21 protein-coding genes are annotated in these 19,052 nt (G+C 64.5%); 15 read left to right on the top strand and 6 right to left on the bottom strand.

Features of this window, described 5'->3' with window-relative positions:
* Nucleotides 1–35: 35 nt before the first annotated feature.
* Nucleotides 36–566: a PAS domain-containing protein gene (locus FNB15_RS06330; protein WP_185973741.1), complete on the bottom strand. Its 531-nt coding sequence runs from the start codon at nucleotides 564–566 to the stop codon at nucleotides 36–38.
* 134 nt (nucleotides 567–700) lie between these two features.
* Nucleotides 701–1,177 carry a protein-export chaperone SecB gene (gene secB / locus FNB15_RS06325; RefSeq protein ID WP_144067896.1) on the bottom strand — a complete coding sequence of 159 codons (477 nt, stop codon included), beginning with the start codon at nucleotides 1,175–1,177 and terminating at the stop codon, nucleotides 701–703.
* A gap of 282 nt (nucleotides 1,178–1,459) precedes the next feature.
* On the opposite strand from secB, the gene FNB15_RS06320 reads away from it, so the two are divergent.
* Both FNB15_RS06320 and mltA read left to right on the top strand, forming a co-directional pair.
* Nucleotides 1,460–2,140, top strand: a complete 681-nt coding sequence (locus FNB15_RS06320) for a Tim44/TimA family putative adaptor protein (RefSeq protein ID WP_144067895.1) — start codon at nucleotides 1,460–1,462, stop codon at nucleotides 2,138–2,140.
* A gap of 11 nt (nucleotides 2,141–2,151) precedes the next feature.
* Complete coding sequence (gene mltA, locus FNB15_RS06315) at nucleotides 2,152–3,354, top strand: murein transglycosylase A (RefSeq protein WP_144067894.1); 1,203 nt, start codon at nucleotides 2,152–2,154, stop codon at nucleotides 3,352–3,354.
* Here mltA and FNB15_RS06310 read toward each other — a convergent pair.
* Nucleotides 3,351–3,875: a PAS domain-containing protein gene (locus FNB15_RS06310; RefSeq protein WP_185973740.1), complete on the bottom strand. Its 525-nt coding sequence runs from the start codon at nucleotides 3,873–3,875 to the stop codon at nucleotides 3,351–3,353. The genes mltA and FNB15_RS06310 overlap by 4 nt on opposite strands.
* Nucleotides 3,876–4,034: 159 nt before the next feature.
* Between FNB15_RS06310 and FNB15_RS06305 the strand changes: the two genes are divergently transcribed.
* A complete protein-coding gene (locus FNB15_RS06305) occupies nucleotides 4,035–4,595 on the top strand; it encodes a GNAT family N-acetyltransferase (RefSeq protein ID WP_144067892.1) in 561 nt (186 codons plus the stop codon).
* Nucleotides 4,596–4,621: 26 nt separating this feature from the next.
* Here the strand turns inward: FNB15_RS06305 and FNB15_RS06300 are convergent, their stop codons facing one another.
* Entirely contained in the window at nucleotides 4,622–5,377 is a 756-nt protein-coding gene (locus tag FNB15_RS06300; protein ID WP_185973739.1) for an SDR family NAD(P)-dependent oxidoreductase, read from the bottom strand.
* A 32-nt stretch (nucleotides 5,378–5,409) separates the two neighbouring features.
* A complete protein-coding gene (locus tag FNB15_RS06295; RefSeq protein ID WP_144067890.1) occupies nucleotides 5,410–6,096 on the bottom strand; it encodes a GntR family transcriptional regulator in 687 nt (228 codons plus the stop codon).
* A gap of 206 nt (nucleotides 6,097–6,302) precedes the next feature.
* Between FNB15_RS06295 and FNB15_RS06290 the strand changes: the two genes are divergently transcribed.
* The 9 genes from FNB15_RS06290 (at nucleotide 6,303) to FNB15_RS06250 (ending at nucleotide 14,651) form a co-directional block, all read left to right on the top strand.
* Complete coding sequence (locus FNB15_RS06290; RefSeq protein ID WP_144067889.1) at nucleotides 6,303–7,298, top strand: C4-dicarboxylate TRAP transporter substrate-binding protein; 996 nt, start codon at nucleotides 6,303–6,305, stop codon at nucleotides 7,296–7,298.
* A gap of 48 nt (nucleotides 7,299–7,346) precedes the next feature.
* Nucleotides 7,347–7,844 carry a TRAP transporter small permease gene (locus FNB15_RS06285; protein ID WP_144067888.1) on the top strand — a complete coding sequence of 166 codons (498 nt, stop codon included), beginning with the start codon at nucleotides 7,347–7,349 and terminating at the stop codon, nucleotides 7,842–7,844.
* 7 nt (nucleotides 7,845–7,851) lie between these two features.
* Nucleotides 7,852–9,138, top strand: coding sequence for a TRAP transporter large permease (locus FNB15_RS06280; RefSeq protein WP_144067887.1), 1,287 nt, complete (start codon nucleotides 7,852–7,854; stop codon nucleotides 9,136–9,138).
* A 91-nt stretch (nucleotides 9,139–9,229) separates the two neighbouring features.
* Nucleotides 9,230–9,880, top strand: coding sequence for a FadR/GntR family transcriptional regulator (locus FNB15_RS06275; protein ID WP_185973738.1), 651 nt, complete (start codon nucleotides 9,230–9,232; stop codon nucleotides 9,878–9,880).
* 13 nt (nucleotides 9,881–9,893) lie between these two features.
* Nucleotides 9,894–10,667, top strand: coding sequence for a (Fe-S)-binding protein (locus FNB15_RS06270; RefSeq protein WP_144067885.1), 774 nt, complete (start codon nucleotides 9,894–9,896; stop codon nucleotides 10,665–10,667).
* A gap of 10 nt (nucleotides 10,668–10,677) precedes the next feature.
* Nucleotides 10,678–12,138 carry a LutB/LldF family L-lactate oxidation iron-sulfur protein gene (locus FNB15_RS06265; RefSeq protein WP_342777573.1) on the top strand — a complete coding sequence of 487 codons (1,461 nt, stop codon included), beginning with the start codon at nucleotides 10,678–10,680 and terminating at the stop codon, nucleotides 12,136–12,138.
* Nucleotides 12,135–12,836, top strand: coding sequence for a LutC/YkgG family protein (locus FNB15_RS06260; RefSeq protein WP_144067884.1), 702 nt, complete (start codon nucleotides 12,135–12,137; stop codon nucleotides 12,834–12,836). Before FNB15_RS06265 ends, FNB15_RS06260 begins: the two co-directional genes overlap by 4 nt.
* The gene (locus FNB15_RS06255; RefSeq protein ID WP_185973737.1) at nucleotides 12,823–13,455 is read left to right on the top strand and encodes a Smr/MutS family protein; all 633 of its coding nucleotides are present in this window, start codon (nucleotides 12,823–12,825) and stop codon (nucleotides 13,453–13,455) included. Before FNB15_RS06260 ends, FNB15_RS06255 begins: the two co-directional genes overlap by 14 nt.
* 107 nt (nucleotides 13,456–13,562) lie before the next feature.
* Entirely contained in the window at nucleotides 13,563–14,651 is a 1,089-nt protein-coding gene (locus tag FNB15_RS06250; RefSeq protein WP_144067882.1) for a M14 family metallopeptidase, read from the top strand.
* A gap of 11 nt (nucleotides 14,652–14,662) precedes the next feature.
* On the opposite strand, the gene FNB15_RS06245 is transcribed toward FNB15_RS06250, so the two are convergent.
* Nucleotides 14,663–15,406 (bottom strand): substrate-binding periplasmic protein, encoded by a 744-nt coding sequence (locus FNB15_RS06245; protein WP_144067881.1) that lies wholly within the window; start codon nucleotides 15,404–15,406, stop codon nucleotides 14,663–14,665.
* Between the two features lie 172 nt (nucleotides 15,407–15,578).
* On the opposite strand from FNB15_RS06245, the gene FNB15_RS06240 reads away from it, so the two are divergent.
* The 3 genes from FNB15_RS06240 to FNB15_RS06230 all read left to right on the top strand — a co-directional run bounded on the left by FNB15_RS06240 (nucleotide 15,579) and on the right by FNB15_RS06230 (nucleotide 19,051).
* Entirely contained in the window at nucleotides 15,579–15,929 is a 351-nt protein-coding gene (locus FNB15_RS06240) for a helix-turn-helix domain-containing protein (protein ID WP_144067880.1), read from the top strand.
* 130 nt (nucleotides 15,930–16,059) lie between these two features.
* Nucleotides 16,060–18,288, top strand: a complete 2,229-nt coding sequence (locus FNB15_RS06235) for a VTT domain-containing protein (RefSeq protein WP_246068806.1) — start codon at nucleotides 16,060–16,062, stop codon at nucleotides 18,286–18,288.
* On the top strand, nucleotides 18,263–19,051 hold the full coding sequence (locus FNB15_RS06230; RefSeq protein ID WP_221932748.1) for an endonuclease/exonuclease/phosphatase family protein: 789 nt from the start codon (nucleotides 18,263–18,265) through the stop codon (nucleotides 19,049–19,051). The genes FNB15_RS06235 and FNB15_RS06230 overlap by 26 nt, the downstream gene beginning before the upstream one ends.
* Nucleotide 19,052 lies beyond the last annotated feature (1 nt).

The following is a 19,052-nucleotide window of genomic DNA, read 5'->3' as shown; positions in this document are numbered from 1 at the left end:
GTGAACGGGCAGGCTTGGCCGCCGGCCCAGGACAGTCAGGGTGCTTCCAGCTCGCTGTAGCAGAGCACCATGTCGACGCTGTCCCCGTCACTCGACAGCGGCATCAGCAGCGAGCTGTTGGCCCGCAGCGGCGACTGCCGCAGCGAACTGCCGTCGGGCGCCATGCCGACCACCGGGTTGTAGGTGTAGACCGGCACGCGCTTCTCGATGACGATGCGGTAGTTCAGCATCGTTTCGTCGGGCTTCACGCCCAGATGCGCGCCCATGTAGTTGCCGGCCACCGGTTGCCCGGTCGGATCGCGGCCGCGCAGCGCCACCTGCGCGGTGCCGACCAGGCGGTAGCGCAGCCATGGCGGCTCACGCAGCACCTCGGTCAGCATGATGCCCGGCAGCAGGTCGGCGGGAATGCTTAAGGGATCGATGTCGCGTCGGCCGGGCAGCGGCTGGTCGCCGCGTCGGCTGTCCCAGTAATCCCAGATACGGCGAATGGGCGGGGAGCAGCGATCCAGAAAGGCCGTTCCAAGCAGACGCGGATAGGACGACGCCTGAATGAGGTCGTCGAGCAACGGTTCCACCCTGCCTCCGGTTGGTTTCTGGTTTTCGCCTCGATCCAGCGAGATTGCCGATGCGACGTGGCCAGATCAAGAAAAAAGCCGGGCATGACGCCCGGCTTCTCTAAAACGTATCTGCGCGCCAGATTTTACGCGTTGCCAGCCTGGCCTTCGGCCTGCTTGCTGCGCTGGAACTGCTGCATGAAATCGATCGGATCCAGCATCAGCGGCGGCATGCCGCCGTCGCGCGTCGCATCGGCGACGATGCGGCGGGCGAAGGGGAACAGCAGACGCGGCGCTTCGACCAGCAGCAGCGGTTCGACATGTTCGGCCGGAATATTGGCCAGCGTGAACAGGCCGGCATAATGCAGGTCGACCAGGAAGGCGACTTCCTCGCCATGCTTGGCTTCGCACAGGATGCGCAGCGTCACTTCGAACAGCGTGTCGTTCACGCGCTCGGCCGAGGTGCCGACATTCACCGAAATCTGCGGCGCGCCCTGCATGCTGAAGGTGCGCGGCGCCATCGGATGCTCGAACGAGAGATCCTTGGTGTATTGCGCGCTCAGGCCGAAATGCGGGGCGGCGTTGGGGTCGAAACCCGGCGGCGGATTGGCGGTGTCGGTCATGGCCGGTGGTGTCTTTCCGTCTGAAGGCAGGCTGCTGAATGCAGTCTGTGTATCGCGTAAGGGCGGGCTGTCCCTAGCATGCTTTGGCGGATATCGACAAGGCGGCGGGCCCCCGGATGCAATTCCGCTGCGCCGCCGGGGGAAGGGAAACGTCGCCGTACCGCTTGTATTGCCATGATTTGCCCTTATTTCCGCAGCATAGGACTGCTTCCGGGGGGCGGCATGGCTGGACCGCCCCGGTCGCCGGGGGTAAAATTCCGTGAAAACAGGGCATCAGACATAATGGGCGACGGTTTCCAGTTCCTCGACATTCTTCTGCTTGGCGCGATTGCCGGCTTCATCGCACTGCGCCTGCGCGCCGTGCTGGGCCAGCGCACCGGGCATGAACAGAAGCGTCGCCGCCCGGGCTTTGCCGACAAGGATGGCGCTGCCAAGGATGGCGAGAGCGCCGAGGACAATGTCGTCGCCCTGCCGCGGCGCGACGCGCCGGAGGCTGCTCCGGCCGATCCGGTCCAGGAAGCAGCCCTCGCCCCGTTGCGCGCTGTCGATCCCGATTTCGATGCCGCCGAATTCATCGGTGGCGCCAAGGCCGCCTATGAAATGGTGGTGACCGCCTTTGCCGCCGGCGACAAGGACACGCTGCGCCCGTTGCTGTCGCGCGAAGTGTTCAACGATTTCGCCGGCGCCATCGACGAGCGCGCCAAACGCGGCGAAACCATGGAAACCACGTTCGTCGGCCTGCGCGGCATCGCCATCACCGAGACCCAGGTCAATAACCGCATCGCCGAAGTGACGGTGAAGTTCGAGTCCGAACTGATCAGCGTCACCAAGGATGCCCAGGGCCATGTGGTCGGCGGTCATGCCAACAGCGTTGACCAGGTCACCGATATCTGGACCTTTGCCCGCGATACCCGCTCGCGCGATCCGAACTGGACCCTGATCGCCACCTCCGCGCCGAATTGAGGCACCCGCATATGCGGCGTGGCCTGGCGCTTCTCACACTTCTGCTTGTCGCTGCCTGCGCGCCCAAGGCGCCACCACCCGCGCCGCCGGCCATCGCCTTCCAGCCTGCCCGCTTCACGGATCTGCCCGGCTACAACGCTGACCGCGTGGCCGAGGCGCTGCCGGCGTTGAGCCGCAGCTGCGCGCGCATGATGCCGCGCAACGAACGCGGCCTCGACAGCCACGATCGCTACGGTACCGGCAACGACTGGAAACCCTTCTGCACGGCGCTGACTGCGCTGCCGCAGGGCGACGATGCCGCCCTGCGCCGCCTGATCGAAAGCGAATTGCAGCCGGTCGCCGTGATCGGCGACGGCAAGCCTGAAGGACTGTTCACCGGCTATTACGAACCGCTGGTGCGCGGCAGCCGGCAGAAACAGGGCGCTTACGTCACACCGCTGTATCGCCAGCCGCCCGATCTGGTGCAGGTCGATCTCGGCGAATTCCGCGACAGCCTGAAGGGCCAGCGCATCGCCGGCCGCGTGCGCGACGGCCGCCTGCGGCCCTATGAGGATCGCGGCCAGATCGATGCCGGCGCGCTCAATAACAAGAATCTCGAACTGGTCTGGCTCGACGACGCCTCGGATGCCTTCTTCCTGCAGGTGCAGGGCTCTGGCCTGGTGCAGCTCGATACCGGGCAGCGCCTGCGCGTCGGCTTTGCCGCTCAGAACGGCCACCCGTATGTGGCCATCGGCCGTGTGATGATCGATCGCGGCACGCTGACCCGCGAAGATGTCTCGATGCAGGCGATCCGCGCCTGGCTGCGTGCCAATCCCGCGGCTGCGCCCGAATTGCTGCAGCAGAACCCATCCTACGTGTTCTTCCGCGAACTGCCGGCGCCGAAGGATGATCTCGACGGACCGCCCGGTGCGCAGGGCGTGGCGCTGGTGCCGGGCCGCAGCCTGGCGGTCGACCGCAGCCATTTCGCGCTCGGTCTGCCGGTCTGGGTCGCGGCAACGCGTCCGGCGGTGGAAACCACCGCAGATGCCGTGCCGTTCCAGCGCCTGATGGTGGCGCAGGATACCGGCGGCGCGATCCGTGGCGCCGTGCGTGGCGATGTGTTCTGGGGGGCGGGTGCGCCGGCTGAAAACATTGCCGGCCGCATGAAGCATCCGGGCCGCACCTGGCTGCTGCTGCCGAAGGCCGTGGCCACCAAACTGGTTTCGCTGTCTTAATCCAGTCCGACAAACGCGCCGGTGCCGAAGATGCAGTCGACGGTTACGCCGTCGCTGGCCAGCGGCGCATGCATCCCTTCATATTCCAGCCATTCCTTGTTGCGGATCCAGCTGACCCGGCCGCGATTGACGACCGGCCCGCGCCGCCGCACCACGGTCGCGTAAAGCCGATTGAACTCGGCCGCCACGGCGGCAGGAAACACATCGTCGATCACCTTGCCGACCAGGCCTGAACCATAAACCTCGACATGCTTCTCACCGAGCAGGCGCACGCCGAAGCGCCAGCGACCCGGCACTTCACCGGGCAGCACGTCGATCAGGTAGACATGTGGCAGCAGGCTGCGCAGCTCAAGCGGATCGAGATCGCTGCGGCCTGGCAGGCGACCGTCTGCATGACGCTTGGATTGCCAGTAGCGCAGCAGCGCCAGCAGGACCGGCGAGTGCGGGTCAGGTCCGTCGGCGGCGCCGGTGGCGTTGAACCGCAGGCTTGCCGCATCCAGCGGGGCAGCGGGATCGATCATGTCGCCAATCTGGGCCGGTGGCCGTCGCCGGACAAGTGAAAATCTGGATATCCCATTCCGATCAACACTTTCTGCAGGAACTGCAATCCGGCGGATTCCGCCACCGCCGTCATCGTGGCATAGTGCGGTTAACACCTCCCTGCCGGAACCCGATCCGCCATGTCTTCGCCCGCCACTACACCCCTGATCATCCGCGCCTCCGAAGAGCGCGACATCACCGCGATTGCCGCAATCTATGGCCACCATGTGCGCCATGGCTTCGGCAGTTTCGAGGAAGTGCCGCCCGATGCCGCCGAGATGGCGCGCCGGCGCGGCGATATTCTGGCGAAGGATTTCCCTTATCTGGTCGCGGAACTTGATGGCCGGGTGGTCGGCTATGCCTATGCCAGCGCCTATCGCCCGCGCATCGCCTATCGATTTTCGGTGGAGGACTCGATCTACGTGTCGCATGACGCGCCGCGCAAGGGCGTGGGCCGCGCGCTGCTGGAAAGCCTGATGGCGCGTTGCGCGGCGCTGGGCTATCGCCAGATGGTGGCGGTGATCGGCGACACGCAGAATACCGGCTCGATCGCGCTCCATGCCACACTTGGCTTTCGCGTGGTCGGCACGCTGCCCTCCATCGGCTTCAAGCATGGCCGCTGGGTCGACAGCGTGTTCATGCAGCGCCCGCTCGGCTCGGGTGACAGCACGTTGCCGAACCAGCAGCCAAAACCAGATTAAAACTGGGCCCGACTAAATATTACGGCCTACATCCCGGCGGCGAGGAAGCCGCCATCGACCGGAATCGTTGCGCCGGTCACGTAAGAGGCCGCCGGCGAACTCAGGAACACGGCAGCGCCGGCCAGTTCGGAGGTTTCGCCCAGCCGGCCCATCGGCGTGCGGCTTTCCGCTTTGTTGCGGCGCTCGTCCACCAGCGTTGTCCGGTTGAGATCGGTGACGAAAAAGCCCGGCGCAATCGCATTCACGCGCACGCCGCGCGCGGCCCATTCAGACGCCAGCGTCTCGGTCAGCGCCACCACGCCATGCTTGCTGATCGTGTAGACCGCATTGCGCGCAAAGCCGCGGAACGAGGCCAGCGATGCGATGTTGACGATGCTGCCGCGACCGCGCGCCAGCATCAGCTTGCCGAATTCCTGACAGGCGAAGAACACGCTTTTCGTATTGGTGGTCATGATGCGGTCGAAGTCGTCCGGCGTGAATTCCTCGGCCGGCTTCAGCGTCATCACGCCCTGCGCGTTCACCAGGATATCGACCGGTGCGGTTTTTTGCGCGCGCGCCGCGAAGGCAGCCAGCTGCGTCGTGTCATTGGCGTCCACCGCATCCACACCGGCGGCGATGCCGGCCTTGCTGAAGGCCACGGCGGCCCCTTCCAGCACGTCGCGGCGACGGCCGGCCAGAGTCAGACGCGCACCAGCTTTGCCCAGGCCCTCGGCAATCGATTTGCCGATGCCGCTGCCGCCGCCGATCACCACGGCATGCTTGCCGCTGAGGTCGAAGGACATGGCCTCAGGCTGGGGGATTCCGGCTGCGCTGTTCAAGACGCCTTCTCCTGCTCGTCACTGATAAAATCTCGACGTTCCAGCACGTCGAGATAGGATTGCTTGGTCTGGTTGATATGGCCGCGCATCAGCGCCTGCAGCGCCGGCACATCGCGCGTCTTCACCAGTTTCAGCATCTCGCGATGGTCCTTGATCGACAGCTTGTTCAGCGAGGCTTCATGCGACAGACGCGAGCGCAGCGCCTGGATGCGGAAACCGATCAGGCTGTAGGCCGAACTGATATAGGGGTTGCCGCACAGCTCTATGATCGCGTCGTGATATTCGCCGTCCAGCGTGCGGTAGGCCGCGTTGTCGTCGGCATCGAAGGCGGCCTTCATGCCATCGAAAATACGCGACATGCGCAGCACCAGCGCATCGTGATGACGTTCGATCGCGGCGGCGATGGCAGCGACCTCCAGCACTTCGCGTAATTCGGAAATCGCCACCACCTGTTCGGGCGCGAGACGAAAGACGTAAGTGCCGCGCTGCGGCTGCACCTCGACCAGGCCCTCCAGCTTCAGCTGCTGCAGCGCCTCGCGCACCGGCGTCTTGGAAATCCCCAGCTCGGCAGCCAGCGTGTTTTCCGACAGGCCGGCGCCCAGCCGCAGGCGGCCGTCGATGATGCGGGTCCGCATCTCCTCGACTACCAGTTCCTTCAGCGATTTCGGCCGTATCAGTTTCATGCCGGTATCCGCAGTCCTACGGGCCGCCGCATAGCCGCGGCATAAAAATATGGTCTTGTGCCTAGTGTGTGGTGTCTGATATACCAGTTTACAGGGCGCCGCTCAAGTGCGCACCGCAAGAGTTCTGAGGAAACGCAAACCGCAGGCGCCGTTTCAGCCGGAGATCAATCCGGCGACCGCGCCGCCATTCCGTCCGGGAGAGGCAGATGACCATCGCAAAGACCATTCTCAAATCCGGCCTTGCGCTTTGCGCCGGCCTTGCGCTCTTCGCCGCCCTGCCGGCCGAAGCGCAGCAGAAGTTCAACCTGAAATTCAACCATGTGCTCGGCCCGAAAGAGCCATTCCATGACGGCTTCCTGGCCTGGTCAAAAGCGGTCGAGGCGCGCACCAATGGCGGCCTGAAGATCGATGTCTTCCATTCCTCGCAGCTTGGCAAGGAAGAGGACATCATCGAGCAGATCCGCCAGGGCGCCAATCTCGGCCAGAACACCGACTCTGCCCGCATGGGCAACTATGTGCCGGGCATCGCGGTGATGAACGGGCCGTATTTCGTCGAGACGCTGGAAGACGTCGCCAAGCTGCGCAAGGCGCCGACCGTGATCAAATGGCAGGACGAACTGGCCAGCAAGCACGGCCTCAAGGTCGTGTCCTTCAGCTGGGTACAGGGCTATCGCCACTTCTTCACCAACAAGCCGGTGAAGACGCCCGACGACCTCAAGGGTCTCCGCATCCGCACCCCACCTGCGCCGATCTGGCAGGAATCGATCCGCGCGCTTGGCGCCACGCCGGTCGCGATGGGCTTCGGCGACATGTATCCGGGCCTGCAGCAGCGCGCCATCGATGGTGTCGAGCTGGTCTACAACAACATCCCCGGCGGGCGTTTCTATGAAGTGCTGAAATTCGCCAACGAGACCAGACATATCATGTTGATCAACTTTGAAGTGGTCAGCGCCAAGTGGTTCGATGGCCTGCCGAAGGACTATCAGACCGCGCTGCTGGAAGAAGCCGACAAGGCCGGCGAGGCGACGTCGAAGGAAATCTTCCGCCTCGAAGCCGAAGTCGAGCAGCAGCTCAAGGGCCGTGGCATGACCATCGTGGAAGACGTCAATCTCGACGCCTTCCGCAAGGCCGGCGAAAAGGCTTACGAAGTGCTGAATATCCTGGAGGCCAAGAAGGCCGTGCATAAGGAAATCGGCAAGTAAAAAACGACGCGTAACGCCTACACCATCGTCAGGATCAGGAAGCCGGGCATGAAGAAGTTTTACGACGGCCTGTGCCGGGTCGAGATTTGGATTGCCGGGCTGTTCCTGGTCCTGATGGTGGTGCTGATCTTTGCCGGCGGTGTCGGCCGCATGCTCGGCTACCCGCTGAACTGGGCTGGTGACACGGCCACCGCGTTATTTGCCTGGTCGTGTTTTCTCTGCGCCGACATCGCCTGGCGGCGCAACAGCCTGATGTCGGTGGAGTTGCTGACCGACCGCCTGCCGCCGAAAGTGCAGGCGTTCTGCCGCTATGCCAACTATGTCATCATCAGTGTCTTTCTCGCCTATCTGGCGGTCTACGGCGTCTGGCTGTCCTGGACAAGCCGGGCCCGCAGTTTTCAGGGCATCCCTGAGATCAGTTATTCCTGGGTCACGATGAGCCTGTCGGTCGGCGGCCTGCTGCTGCTGATCACCACCATCCTCAAGCTACGCGATGAATGGCGTGGCAGACCCGCGCATTCCGCCGCTGTGATTGCGGACGTCTGAGGCCGTCATGCTGCTCGTCGCCATTGCCTTTGCCGTCTTCATCCTGATGGGCATGCCGGTCGCCTTTGCGATCGGCATTTCCGGCGCGCTGTTCTTCCTCCAGCATCCCGAACTGCCGTCCACCATTCCGATTCAGCTGACTGTCACGCAGACGCAGAATTTTGCGCTGCTGGCCGTGCCGCTGTTCATCATGGCCGGCAACTTCATGAACAAGACCGGCATCACCGAGCAGCTGCTTAACCTGGCTGCCGTGCTGACAGGGCGACTGCGTGGCGGCATTGCGCAGGTGTCGATTGCGCTGGCCGCGCTGATGGGCGGCGTATCGGGCTCCTGCATTGCCGATGCGGCCATGCAGACCCGCATGCTGGGCGACCAGATGCTGAAACGCGGCTTCTCGAAAGGCTATGCCGCCGGCGTGCTGTCGTTCGGTTCGCTGCTCACGCCGATCATTCCGCCCGGCATCGGCTTTATCCTCTACGGCACGGTCGGACAGGTTTCCATCGGCAGACTCTTCGCGGCCGGGTTCCTGCCGGCGCTGCTGCTGTGGGCGGCGCTGGCCTTCACCATCGGCGTCACCGCCAAACGGCGCGGCTACCAGCCCGAACGCACGGCGCGGCCCAGTATTCGCGAGGTCGGTTCGGCGATCAGCGGCGGCATCTGGGCGCTGCTGTTCCCGGTCTTCCTGCTGCTCGGGTTGCGCATGGGCGTGTTCACGCCGTCCGAGATCGGCGCCTTCGCCGTGATCTATGCCGTCACCATCGGCGTGGTGATCTACCGCAAGCTCAATGCCGCCGGCTTCGCCGAAGCGCTGGAAGGCAGCCTGGTCGATGTCGGTGCGGTGATGTTCCTGATCGCCTTGTCGGGCATCTTCGGCTACGGCATCGTGTTCGAGCGCGTGCCCGAGGTGATCTCCGAAAGCATGCTCGATCTCACCCGGAATGTGCATCTGGTGATGCTCCTGATCGTGCTGTTCATCCTGGTGGCCGGCTGCTTCATCGACGGCACGGTGCTGATCATCATGCTGACGCCGATCTTCCTGCCGCTGGTGCGCGATCTTGGCGTCGATCCGGTGCATTTCGGCCTGGTCTTCGTGCTGGTCGCCACCATCGGCAATTTCACGCCGCCGGTCGGCGCGGCAATGTATGCGGTCTGCTCGATCCTGAAATGCCGCATTGGCGACTACACCCGGGAGTCGCTGCCCTTCCTGCTGGCCGTTTCGGTCGTGACGCTGGCGCTGATCTTCATCCCCGAAGTGGTGCTGCTGGTGCCGGACTGGATTTTCGGACCCAGTTGAGAGCAGTTCTCACATTGATTTGATTGGGTAATCTGCGTAGCTTGTCAGGCAAGTTATGACCCTCCTGTCTGACATACGCCTGCCGTCCCGCGTGGACAGCCTTACTGAGGCCCTGCTGCAGCCGATCCTGGCCGGCGACTGGCGGCCGCATGACCGGCTGCCGTCCGAACATGCGCTGGCGGCGCAACACGAGGTCAGCCGCGCCGTGGTGCGCGAGGCCATCGCCAGGCTGAAATCCGACGGTTATGTCGAGACGCGTCAGGGCAAGGGCGCTTTCGTTGCCGCTGCGCCCGGCGGCAATGCTTTCCGCCTCAACGACGAAGAGGTGCGTGACGATCTGCTTGAGCTGCGCGCCCTGATCGAGGCTGATTGCGCGGCGCTTGCCGCCGAGCGCCACACAGCGGCCGACCTGGCGGCTTTGCGCGCGGCATCGGATGCCATGCGCGATGCGGTGGCCAAGGGCGGGCTCGGCCTGGCTGAAGACATCCGTTTCCATGATGTGCTGGCGGACGCGGCGCATAATCCGGCGCTGCGTCGTTTCGCCGCCTTCGTCGGCCGTCATGCGCGCGAGGCGATGCAGCTGGCGCGGCTCTCCCATCTGAAAGAGCAGAACCGCCTGGCCGAGATCGAAGCCGAACATGCCGCCATCATCGCCGCTGTCGCCGCGCGCGACGCCCTCGCTGCGCGCGCTGCCGTGCAGCACCATATTGCCAGCGGCCTGCGCCGCCATGGCCTGAGTTAGCCGAGGTATGCCCATGTCCCAGATTGATGCAAAACCCCGCGTCGCCCTCTTCGTCACCTGTCTCGTCGATCTGTTCCGGCCCAGCGTCGGCTTCGCCGCGATCAAGCTGATGGAAGATGCTGGCTGCATCGTCGAAGTGCCCGAGGCGCAGGTCTGCTGCGGCCAGCCGGCCTATAACTCGGGCGACCGCAAAGATACGGCGGCGATTGCAAAACAGGTGATCGAGGCGTTCGAGGACTATGACTATGTCGTAGCACCCAGCGGCTCCTGCGGCGGCATGATCAAGGATCACTATCCGGCATTGTTCGCAGCCGACCCTGAATGGCAGCGCCGCGCCGAGGATCTGTCCGGCCGCATGCATGAACTGACCAGTTTCCTGGTCGATGTGCTGAAGATACAGGGCGTACAGACCGCGCCGCAGGATGTGAAAATCACCTATCACGATTCCTGCTCCGGCCTGCGCGAACTCGGCGTGAAAGGTCAGCCGCGCCAGCTGCTTGATTCGATTGGCGGGCTGGAGATCGTGGAAATGCAGACGCCGGAAACCTGCTGCGGCTTCGGCGGCACCTTCTGCGTCAAATATGGCGAGGTCTCGACAGATATTGTCGGACGTAAAACGGCCGATATTACCGCCACCGGGGCCGACCTGCTGCTGGCCGGAGATATGGGCTGCCTGCTCAACATGGCCGGCAAGCTGAAACGCGAAGGCAGCCCTGTGCAGGTGCGCCATGTCGCCGAGGTGCTGGCCGGGATGACCGATCTGCCCGCCATTGGCGAGAGCAAGTGAGGGCAAGATCATGAGCATGCAGGTCACCACCCAGAATTTCGAAGCCAATGCCTCCAAGGCGCTGAAGGACCCGAACCTGCGCAAGGCGATGCAGATCATCGGCGGCCCGATGGCGAGCCGGCGCGTGGAAACCGCGCGCGAACTGCCGGAATTCGAGGCTTTGCGCGACGAAGGCGTGAAGATCAAGAACCACGTCCTGAAGCATATCGACCTCTATCTGGAAAAGTTCGAGCAGCAGCTGACCGCGCGCGGCGGCAAGCTGCACTGGTGCCGCACGCCGCGCGAGGCGCGCGAAACCATTCTCGCGCTCTGCCGCTCGCGCGACGCCAAGCTGGTCACCAAGGGCAAGTCGATGGTGACCGAGGAAATCGGCCTCAATGCCTTCCTCGAGGAACATGGCATCACGCCGGTGGAAACCGATCTGGGCGAATACATCATCCAGCTGGCGCAGGAGCCGCCCAGCCACATCATCGGGCCGGCGCTGCACAAGACGCGCGAACAGGTCGCCGAACTGTTCGAGGAGCATCATCCGGATTACGAACTGCCGAATGTGCCGGGCATCAAGGCGGGGCCGCGCTCGACCGAGCCACAGGTGCTGGTCACCGAAGCGCGCAGCGTCTTGCGCGACACGTATTTCCGGGCCGATGTCGGCATCACCGGCGCGAATTTCCTGATCGCCGAAACCGGCGCCACCGTGATCGTCACCAACGAAGGCAACGGCGACCTGACGCAGTCGCTGCCCAGGATGCATATCGCGGTCAGCAGCATCGAGAAGGTCATCCCCAATCTGGAAGACCTCTCCACCATCCTGCGCATTCTGGCGCGCTCGGCCACCGGCCAGGAGATGAGCTGCTACACCACACTGTCCTGCGGTCCGAAGCGGCCCGAGGACATTGACGGCCCGGAAGAGTTCCATGTCGTGCTGGTCGATAATGGCCGCAGCGAAATGCTCGGCACGGCGCTGGAACCGCTGCTGCGCTGTATCCGCTGCGGTGCCTGCATGAACAACTGCCCGGTCTATCACTCGGTCGGCGGCCATGCCTATGGCTGGGTCTATCCTGGCCCGATCGGCGCGGCGCTCGATCCGCATATGATCGGGCTGGAAACCGCGCGGCATCTGCCGAATGCCTCCACCTTCTGCGGCAAATGCGAAGAAGTCTGCCCGATGCGGATTCCGCTGCCCGATATCATGCGCTGGTGGCGCGAGCAGGCGCATGAAAAGCGCATCACCCCGCCGCTGCAGCGCTGGGGCATCGAGGCCTGGGCCTTTGCGGCGAAAACCCCCTGGCTCTATCGTCTCGGGGCGCGTGTTGCCATCGGGCTCTTGAATATGCTGGGCAAGGACAAGGGACGATTGTCATCCCTGCCGCTGGCTGGCGGCTGGACCGATGGCCGCGATTTCCCGGCGCCGCAATCCGCCAGCACCTTCATGAGCCAGTATAAGGCCTCGAAGAAAGGCGGCCTGAAATGAGTTCGCGCGACCGCATCTTCGCCACGCTCCGCGCCGGCCTGAAACACACTGTCGATGATCCGGCACGGCCGCAGGCCGTGACCGAGCGCATCAATCGCCGGACGCCGAATCTGGTGCCGCAGCGCGCGCAGATTCCGCATGCCGAACAGGTGGCTTTGTTCACCGCCAAGGTGGAAGCACTCACCGTCACGGTCGACAGCGTGCCATCCGAACAGGACGTGCCGGGCAAGGTGGCCGACTATCTGGCGCGGCATAATCTGCCCTCGCAGCTCCGTGTTTCGCCCGACCCGCTGCTGCAAAACCTGCCCTGGTCCGAACGGCCCATGCTGCAGGTCGACTATGGCGGTGGCCGCAGCCAGGACCTGGTCAGCGTGACACCGGCCTTTGCCGGCATCGCCGAGACCGGCACGCTCATGCTGCATTCTTCCACCACGACGCCGACCACGCTGCATTTCGTGCCCGACCATCATATCGTCGTGATGCGCGAGAGCCAGATCACCGGCTCGCTGGAAGATGCCTTCGCGCGCCTGCGCGACAAGCTCGGCACGGCAGACAAGACGGCGGCGGAAAACTGGCCGCGCACGGTGAATTTCGTCACCGGGCCGTCGCGCACCGCCGATATTGAAGGCGTGCCGGTGCTCGGCGCCCATGGACCGCGGCGGCTTCATATCGTACTCATCGCGGATGGCACCCCGTAAGTCCTCCGTCAAGCCGACGCCGCTGATCCCGGACCAGGAAGTCTGGCAGCAGGTGGTGCAATCGGCGCGCCCGCTGAAAAAGCCGGCCAATGTCGTGCCGCAGCCGCTCGCGCCGTTGCCCAAGGTGTATCGCCCCGAGGGGGTCGGCGCGGCTGCCTATGCCAAGGCCGAGGCGAAGCAGAAAGCCCCGCTTCCTGCTCATGGCATTTCGGGGCGGCACAACGAGAAGCCCGCCCTGCAGATGGACAAGCGGTTGCGCCAGCGTTTCGAGCGTGGCGAACTGCCGGTCGAGGCGCGTATCGACCTGCATGGCATGACGCTCGCCAATGCCGAGCGCGCCTTATCGAAATTCCTGCGCGACGGCGTCGCCCAGCAGAAACGCTGCCTGCTGGTGATCACCGGCAAGGGCAGCGTCAGGGCCAAGGACGACGAGATCGGCACGCTTCAGAAAGGCCGCGGCGTGCTGCGCGCCTGGTTGCCGGAGTATCTGAAGCGCGGCCCATGGCGCGACCAGATTCTCGGTCTCGCGCCGGCGCGACCAGACATGGGTGGCGCCGGCGCATTCTACGTGCTGTTGCGTCGCCAGCGCGACGAAGCCCCGGTCAAAACACACCGCTGATCCGCGCCACCAGCTGAGCCAATACGGACCAATCGCCGTCACGCTTGCCAAGCGCAGGTGACAGGCGGAAAGTGGCGGAAATTTTCGTAAGCCCCACAGGTTCCAGCATGTCGATCCACCAGTATTTCTCGCCCGACTACGCCACCGCACGCCAGAAATTCCTTCATGCGGCGAAAGACGCCAAAGCTGAGGTCGAGAGCCTCCAGCATCCGGATACCGGCATCGCCGGCGAGGATCTGTTCACCGATGTCGCCTGGATCGGGCCGAAGGATGCGCGCAGCGTGCTGGTCACGGTGTCGGGCACGCATGGCATCGAAGGCTATTACGGTTCGGGCTGTCAGGTCGGCTGGCTCAGTGAAGGCCATGTGGCGAAACTGCCGGCCAATACCGCGATGATGTCGATCCATGCCAGCAACCCCTACGGTTTCTCCTGGGGTCGCCGCGTCAATGAAGACAACATGGATATCAACCGCAACTTCATCGACTTCGATACGAAACAGCCGCCGGCCAATCCGGCCTATGCGGAAGTGCATGACTGGCTGGTGCCGCATACATGGAGCGACGAGATCGCGTCAGGTATCCAGCAGAAGATCGCCGCCTATTACGCCCGCGTCGGCGCGAAAGCCGCGACGGCCGCCATCGTCGGCGGCCAGCACAGCCATGCGGACGGCATCTTCTATGGCGGCAAGCAGGCCTGCTGGTCGCACAGGACGATCAAGGCTATCGCGCAGAAATACCTGAGCACGGCGAAGCGCATCTGCGTGCTGGACTATCACACGGGCCTTGGCCCGTTCGGCTATTCGGAAATGATCTGCCGCCACCCGGTCGACTCCGACTCGCTGAAGCTGGCGCGCCAGTGGTTCGGCGATGCCGTCACCTCGCCGGCGATGGGGCAGTCGGACTCGCCGATCATCGAGGGCAACCTGCGCATGGGCATTGCGCGCTTCTGCGCCCAGGCCACCGTGGTGGCCAGCGCCATCGAGGTCGGCACGCTGTCATCCGAAGAAGTGCGGCTCTCGGTGATCGCCGACAACTGGCTGCATCTGCGTGGCGATGTCTTCTCGCCGGCCGGCCGCCAGATCAAGGCGCAGATCCGCGCCGCTTTCTATCCCGACAACGATGAATGGCGCGGGTTGTGCTATCCGCGTGCCGTCGAGATCCAGAAACTGGCGCTGGCCGGCCTGTCTGTCGCTTAACGGGCGGCCGCCTAACCTGCAGGGTTGGCGACAGGCCGGGCGCCGCTCCTGGCCTGCGGCCCGCTGTCCCAGCGCCGCAGCACCTCGTCATAGACGCCGCTGCGCCGGATCGCGGCCAGCCCGCGGTTGAAACTGATACAATCGTCCTGGCGCTGGAAGGCGACGCCATAGTGCGTTGGCGGAAAGATATCGTGTTCGGTCAGTGGCTGGTCGGTATTCACGCCGGCCTCGGGGCTGCGCATCATATAGCGGAAGATGCGGCGCTCAGCCAAAACCACATCGGTGCGGCCGGAAAACAGCGCGCGCACCTGCAGCATCTGGTTGGCCACTTCGCGATAGCGATCAGGGTTCAACATCAGCGAGCCTACGCCCGGGCCCAGCAGCAGCTGGGCATTCTGGAACGCCGTGACATCCAGTGCGGCAAGGTCGGTGGCAGATGCAATGCTCAAAGCCCGGCTTTGCAGACTGAAGGCCATGTTGCGATAGACCAGCACGGTGTCGCTGATGCAGCCGGGCAGGTTCATCGCCGGATTGGCTGGCACGAAGGCCTGGATCGAGCCGCGCCGGAAATCTTCCGGCAGGCGGCCGAAGGGCGTGAGCACCGCGCGTGGCTTGATCCCCGTCGCGCCGGCGGCCTGCATCACCAGTTCGTATTCCAGGCCGCTCAGGCTGCCATCATTGGCGCGGATCACATAGGGCGCGCTGGCACGAAAACCGATGCTGATATCGGTCTGCGCCGTTGCCGCGGGGACCATCCCGGCGGCAAGGAGTAAGACAAGGCAGGTGGCGAAGAGGTGGCGTAACAGCACGTCAGGATACTAGGATGCGCCTGATGCGCCGTCCATGCACCTTCCTGCGAGCGGCTCGCGCGAAAGCGATTGGCCTGCAAACGATCTGTGCCGTGTCCCCGGCGCGGGAGACGGTGTCGTGACCCCGTTCGGGGCGCGCATCCGCAGCTTGCGGCAGGCGCGCGGTATCGCGCTGAAGCAGATGGCTGCCGATCTCGGGGTGTCGTCGGCGTATCTCTCCGCGCTGGAGCATGGCCATCGCGGCCGGCCGAGCTGGCTGCTGCTGCAACGTATCTGCGGCTATCTCAACATCATCTGGGACGATGCCGAAGAGCTGGCCGAACTTGCCAAACTGTCTCACCCGCGCATCACCATCGACACCGCCGGACTGACGCCGAAAGCCACCCTGCTGGCCAACGAACTCTCGCGCCGCATCACCGAACTCGATGATGCCCGGCTGGAGCAGTTGCTCAGGCTGCTGCGCGGCTGACGGCTGTGGGCTCGTCCCCGCTTTGGCATAAATGCCGCAAATCCGCCGCATTCCGCGGCGTGACCGCTATTCAGGCATGGGCACCAAAGCCCGGATGAGACGTTAAGCCTCCAGAACCCAGGAGGCAGTCGTGCAAGCCGTGCGGGCCAGTCGCCCAAAGAAAACCGCTGAAAGTATCGATCCGCCAGCCGCTGCAACAGGCATTCTGCGGCCCGGCGGCAATGTCTGGCGGCGTGAAACCGCCAGCCGCGCCACCATGCTGGTCGATGCGGCCGCCTATTTCGGCGCGCTGCGCCAGGCGCTGCGCAATGCGCGCCACTCCGTGGTCATCACCGGCTGGGATATCGACAGCCGCACGCCGCTGGTCGGCCCGGACGGCAAGACCGGCGACGACCTGCCGATCACCTTTGGCGCTTTTCTCACCGAGCTGGTGCATCGCCGGCCGCAGCTCTCCATCAAGCTGCTGCTATGGGACTATTACTCGGCGGTCTATTCGCTGGAACGCGAGCTGATGCCGGCGCTGGCGCTGCAATGGAATACGCCGCGCCAGATCGAGCTCTGTCTCGACGACGTGCTCCCCATCGGTGCCTCGCATCACCAGAAGATCGTGGTGATCGACGATGCCGTGGCCTTCTCGGGCGGTCTCGACATCACCATCCGGCGCTGGGACAACGAGAAGCACGAGCTGCACAATGCCCTGCGGGTCGATCCGGCCGGCAAGCCCTATCCGCCCTTCCATGACGTGCAGATGATGGTGGATGGCGCGGCGGCGGCGGCCCTGGGTCAGCTGGTGCGCGGTCGCTGGTATCGCGTCACGCATGAACTGCTGACGCCTGCACCGGGATTCTATCGCGAAGGCGACTGCGATCCCTGGCCGGTGGCCGTGCGGCCCGAATTCACCGGCGACGTTTCCGTAGGTATCGCCCGCACCGAACCGCGTTATGGCCCCGAGCCCGAGGTACGCGAGGTCGAGGCGCTGTTCCACGACATGATCGATGCGGCCGAGCGCATCCTCTATATCGAGAACCAGTTCCTCACCTGCATGGCGCTGGCGCGCCGGCTGGTGGATCGGCTGAAGCAGAAGCGCGATCTCGAAGTGCTGATCGTCGCACCCAAGACGCATCATACCTGGCTTGAACAGCAGAGCATGCTGGCCGGTCGCATCCGCTTCATCCAGCTGATCGAGGATGCCGGCGTGCAGGACCGCGTGCGCTTCACCTATCCCTGTCTGAAGAACGACGGCAGCGTGAAGGACCGCGACGCCGAAGTGATGGTGCATTCCAAGGTGATGGCGGTCGACGACCGCCTGCTGCGCGTCGGCTCGGCCAATCTGTGCAACCGTTCGATCGCCGTCGATACCGAATGCGACCTAGTGATCGAGGCGACCACACCGGATCAGCGTGCCTGTGTTGCGCGGGCGCGCAATCGTCTGGTCGCCGAACATTGCGGCGCCACCGTCGAAGAGGTCGAGACGCTGCTGGAGCGGACCGGATCGCTGTTCGCCACGCTGGATGCGCTGAAAGACCGCGACCACCGGCTCTGCCCGATTCATGATGACATGCCAGGCGGCTTCGACCTGATCGGTGCGATGGCAGATCCGGTCCGCCCGCTCGAGACGGACCGTTATCTGCTGGATCCGGGCAACGAGCCGGTGCCGCAGCGGCGCATCTCGTCGTTGCTGGTCATCGGGCTTTGCGTGGTGGCGGTGATCGTGCTGGTGCTGGCCTGGCGTTACACGCCACTGGCCGAATGGGCCTCGCCGACGCGCCTGGCTGCCGCCTTCCGGTCCGTGGCGCAGAGCCCGCTGTCCTTCCCCATCGTGGTCGGTATTTTCATTGCTGCCGGCTTCATTGCCTTCCCGGTCACGCTGCTGATCGCGGCCACGGCAATCACGTTTGGCACCTGGGAAGGTCTGTCGATCGCATTGACCGGCTCGATGGCCAGCGCGCTCGCCACTTATGCGGCCGGCCGCTGGCTCGGCGCGGATCTGCTGCGTCGCGTGATGGGCCCGCGTATCAACCGCGTGGCGCGCAAGGTGAAGAGCAACGGCATCCTCGCCGTCACCACCATGCGCGTGATGCCGACCGCGCCCTTCATGCTGGTCAATCTGGTCGCCGGCGCGACGAAAATCCGGCTGCTCGATTACACGATCGGGACTTTCCTCGGCCTGGCGCCAGGCATCGTGATCATGTCGGTGCTGGGCGGCCGGCTGCTGGAGATGATGACGCGGCCTTCGCTGCTGGATATTGCGCTGATCGTCGGCTTCCTGCTGCTCTGGGCCGGGCTCTCCTACATCATGCAGCTGATCGTCGCGCGCCTGCGAGACAAGTTCGGTGCGACAGAATCTCCCCAAACCTGATTCTTCCCGGCCTAATACCGTCCGCATCCTGACCTGGAATGTGCATGCCGGCGTAGGCCCCGATGGCGTCTACGACCTGCCGCGCATCGCAGCATTGGTGCGCCGGCATGAGCCCGATATTGTCGCACTGCAGGAAATCGATTCCCGCGGCCGTGGCAGCGACGCCTTCGCCTATATGGCCAAGGCGCTCGGCAGCCATGCGGCCGAGGCCCGCACCATCGTCACGCCGGACGGAGACTATGGCCATGTGCTGATCAGCCGCTGGCCGATGACTGATATCGCCATCCACGATCTCTCGGTTACCCGGCGTGAACCGCGCCGCGCCATCGAAACCATCGTGCAGACGCCCTATGGCCCGCTGCATCTGGCCTCGGTGCATCTGGGCCTGAGCCTGCGCGAGCGGCGCCAGCAGGCCGCCATGCTCTCGGCCATCGCCGGCACGGCGCGGCAGACCACGGTGATGCTGGGCGACTTCAACGACTGGTTCATCTACGGCACGGTGCGTCGCGCCCTCGCCACCGTGCTGCCCGGCCGCACCAAGCTGCGCAGCTTTCCGGCTGTCTGGCCGATTTTTATGCTGGACCGCATCTACTGCCGGCCGCGCCATGCGCTGCTGGAGTGCTGGACCGATCCGCTCGGCCGGCGCGTGTCGGATCACCTGCCGGTCTTCGCCGACATCCGCATGGAAGAGGCCGAGCCGGGCCCGCAACCGCTCAGCCTGGCCGAAGCGCGTGCGCAGGCTGAGATCGAGGATGATGTCTGAC

This window comes from Ferrovibrio terrae, assembly GCF_007197755.1.
GTDB lineage: Bacteria > Pseudomonadota > Alphaproteobacteria > Ferrovibrionales > Ferrovibrionaceae > Ferrovibrio > Ferrovibrio terrae.
This window is presented reverse-complemented; position numbering and strand designations above follow the sequence as displayed.

Coding starts and splice junctions, on each gene's coding strand:
- secB (WP_144067896.1), bottom strand. CDS start 1,177: ATGACCGACACCGCCAATCCGCCGCCGGGTTTCGACCCCAACGCCGCC.
- FNB15_RS06320 (WP_144067895.1), top strand. CDS start 1,460: ATGGGCGACGGTTTCCAGTTCCTCGACATTCTTCTGCTTGGCGCGATT.
- mltA (WP_144067894.1), top strand. CDS start 2,152: ATGCGGCGTGGCCTGGCGCTTCTCACACTTCTGCTTGTCGCTGCCTGC.
- FNB15_RS06310 (WP_185973740.1), bottom strand. CDS start 3,875: ATGATCGATCCCGCTGCCCCGCTGGATGCGGCAAGCCTGCGGTTCAAC.
- FNB15_RS06305 (WP_144067892.1), top strand. CDS start 4,035: ATGTCTTCGCCCGCCACTACACCCCTGATCATCCGCGCCTCCGAAGAG.
- FNB15_RS06300 (WP_185973739.1), bottom strand. CDS start 5,377: ATGTCCTTCGACCTCAGCGGCAAGCATGCCGTGGTGATCGGCGGCGGC.
- FNB15_RS06295 (WP_144067890.1), bottom strand. CDS start 6,096: ATGAAACTGATACGGCCGAAATCGCTGAAGGAACTGGTAGTCGAGGAG.
- FNB15_RS06290 (WP_144067889.1), top strand. CDS start 6,303: ATGACCATCGCAAAGACCATTCTCAAATCCGGCCTTGCGCTTTGCGCC.
- FNB15_RS06285 (WP_144067888.1), top strand. CDS start 7,347: ATGAAGAAGTTTTACGACGGCCTGTGCCGGGTCGAGATTTGGATTGCC.
- FNB15_RS06280 (WP_144067887.1), top strand. CDS start 7,852: ATGCTGCTCGTCGCCATTGCCTTTGCCGTCTTCATCCTGATGGGCATG.
- FNB15_RS06270 (WP_144067885.1), top strand. CDS start 9,894: ATGTCCCAGATTGATGCAAAACCCCGCGTCGCCCTCTTCGTCACCTGT.
- FNB15_RS06265 (WP_342777573.1), top strand. CDS start 10,678: ATGAGCATGCAGGTCACCACCCAGAATTTCGAAGCCAATGCCTCCAAG.
- FNB15_RS06260 (WP_144067884.1), top strand. CDS start 12,135: ATGAGTTCGCGCGACCGCATCTTCGCCACGCTCCGCGCCGGCCTGAAA.
- FNB15_RS06255 (WP_185973737.1), top strand. CDS start 12,823: ATGGCACCCCGTAAGTCCTCCGTCAAGCCGACGCCGCTGATCCCGGAC.
- FNB15_RS06250 (WP_144067882.1), top strand. CDS start 13,563: ATGTCGATCCACCAGTATTTCTCGCCCGACTACGCCACCGCACGCCAG.
- FNB15_RS06245 (WP_144067881.1), bottom strand. CDS start 15,406: ATGGTCCCCGCGGCAACGGCGCAGACCGATATCAGCATCGGTTTTCGT.